We start from the raw sequence: 2,164 nt of genomic DNA, 5'->3' as shown, positions 1-2,164 counted from the left end.
TTTAACCAATTACCAATTACCAGTTACCAATTATCCGTGTGCAGGTTATGAAATCTGATGATACGCCGTGCAAAACTTACTCAACACCACATTAGGACCTGGTTTTCTGGAGAGCATCTATCACAATGCCTTGAAGGTTGAGTTTGCAAGACAGAACATCATCTTTGAATCAGAAAAAGAAGTCAAGATATTCTATCAAGGTGTTGAGGTTGGGGTTCATAGACTTGATCTTTTTGTTGAAGATGAGATTGTGGTAGAGATTAAAACTGTTGAGGAGATAAGTGGGAAGTATTATAATCAGGTTAGATCATACCTTAGAGCAGTGGATAAAGAAATAGGGTAACCGTTCACCGCAGAGACACAGAGACGCAGAGAAGAAAATTAAAATTTATTTACGATAGGCTTAACATCCCTGATTTTCATCAGTGCAAGCTCTTGAGTCCAACAACATTAAACTTGCCCTGATGAAAATCAGGGATGGATTAACAAATCTGGCTTGCCTGCTGAACATTCGGCAAGCAGGTCCTATGTATTTCCATGTCTGCATCAATAATCTTTTATGTGATATAATTTATTTCTATGTCTTCTCTGTTCCTCTGCGTCTCTGCGGTAAATTACCACCTGAACGGTTACAAAAATGGGGAGGAAAGAATGGTAATGTCTAAATTGGTTAAATTTCAAGATGTTCTGGATAATTTAGATACCATTCGACTGGGAGGAAAGGTTAAACAGGTTATTGGGCTAACCATAGAATCAGAAGGTCCACCAACACAGTTGGGAGAACTATGTCAGATACGGCTTCCAGGTTCAAAAGTCATTCAAACCGAGGTGGTTGGATTTAGAGACCGTCGGGTTTTATTGATGCCTCTGGGTGAAATGAATGGTATTGCCCCCGAATGCCAGGTCATATCCACCGGAAAACCACTCCTTGTCCCGGTGAGTGAGAGATTAAAAGGTAGAATATTAGATGGTCTTGGCAAACCAATAGATGGCAAACCTCCCTGCCGTGCAGATGATTTTTATCCAATCTTTAATCCTTCTCCAGACCCTTTAAAACGACCAAGAATTAAAAATCCATTACCTCTGGGAATAAAAGTCATTGATTCCATTCTTACTGTGGGCAAAGGGCAGCGATTTGGTATATTTTCTGGAAGTGGTATTGGTAAAAGTACATTAATGGGTATGATTGCTCGATTTACAAAAGCACAGGTTAATATTATTGCCTTGATTGGAGAGCGAGGCAGAGAGGTCAGAGATTTTATCGAAAGAGACCTGCAGGAGGAAGGATTAACCAGGTCAGTAGTTGTTGTGGCGACATCAGATGAGCCACCTTTAATTAGATTAAGAGGGGCTTTTGTGGCAACGGCTATTGCCGAATATTTTCGGGATAAAGGTTATGATGTGATGTTTATGATGGATTCTATTACGCGGTTTGCCCGTGCTCAGCGCGAGGTAGGCCTTTCAATTGGCGAACCGCCGACTACTCGTGGTTTTACCCCATCTGTATTTGCTATCTTACCTAAATTGCTTGAACGTTCAGGAACATCAGAAAAAGGCACTATTACCGGCCTTTATACGATATTAGTCGATGCCGATGATATGAACGAACCAATTGCCGATAATGTCCGGGCAATTTTAGATGGACATGTGGTTTTATCAAGAGATTTAGCCGCAAGAAATCATTACCCGGCAATTGATGTTTTACAAAGTGTCAGCCGGGTGATGATAGATATTGTGCCGCCAGAACATGAACAATCCGCAAGACGACTTAAGGAAATAATTGCCACCATCCGCGATGCCCAGGACATCATTGATATTGGCGCCTATGTTAAAGGCAGTAATCCCAAAATTGATTATGCCCTCTCTATGATTGATGAGGTAAATGCCTTTTTAAAACAAGGAATATTTGAAAAGGTAGATTATGAAACTGCGGTAAAACAATTAATGGAATTATTCGCCAGCAAAGAAGGCACAGAAGGATAAGAAGTAGAGAATTAAGGGAAAAACAAAAGTTTTTTGTATTCTGCCTACTATCTACTGACTACTATTTTCAGGGGATAATAAAATGCCAGGATTTAATTTTAGATTAGAACGAGTTTTAGAAGTTAAAAAATATAACGAAGACAAATTAAAAACGCAATTGGCTCATTTAAAACGAGAATAT

At 39.6% G+C, this 2,164-nt stretch carries 3 protein-coding genes; all 3 read left to right on the top strand.

Annotation, left to right across the window (positions count from 1 at the left end; translation table 11 throughout):
- Window positions 1–67: 67 nt before the first annotated feature.
- The 3 genes from AB1414_19655 (at window position 68) to fliI (ending at window position 1,983) form a co-directional block, all read left to right on the top strand.
- Entirely contained in the window at window positions 68–343 is a 276-nt protein-coding gene (locus AB1414_19655) for a GxxExxY protein (GenBank protein ID MEW6609630.1), read from the top strand.
- Between the two features lie 82 nt (window positions 344–425).
- Window positions 426–665 carry a hypothetical protein gene (locus AB1414_19650; GenBank protein MEW6609629.1) on the top strand — a complete coding sequence of 80 codons (240 nt, stop codon included), beginning with the start codon at window positions 426–428 and terminating at the stop codon, window positions 663–665.
- A complete protein-coding gene (gene fliI / locus AB1414_19645; protein MEW6609628.1) occupies window positions 658–1,983 on the top strand; it encodes a flagellar protein export ATPase FliI in 1,326 nt (441 codons plus the stop codon). The genes AB1414_19650 and fliI overlap by 8 nt, the downstream gene beginning before the upstream one ends.
- The last annotated feature ends 181 nt before the right edge of the window (window positions 1,984–2,164 follow it).

It is taken from the genome of bacterium, from assembly GCA_040755795.1.
Lineage (GTDB): Bacteria > UBA9089 > CG2-30-40-21 > CG2-30-40-21 > SBAY01 > JBFLXS01.
Note: the sequence above shows the minus strand (reverse complement) of the source record. Positions and strands in the feature narration are given on the sequence as shown.

Excerpts from the sequence above, each read along its gene's own strand:
- fliI (MEW6609628.1), top strand. The coding sequence starts at position 658 with ATGTCTAAATTGGTTAAATTTCAAGATGTTCTGGATAATTTAGATACC.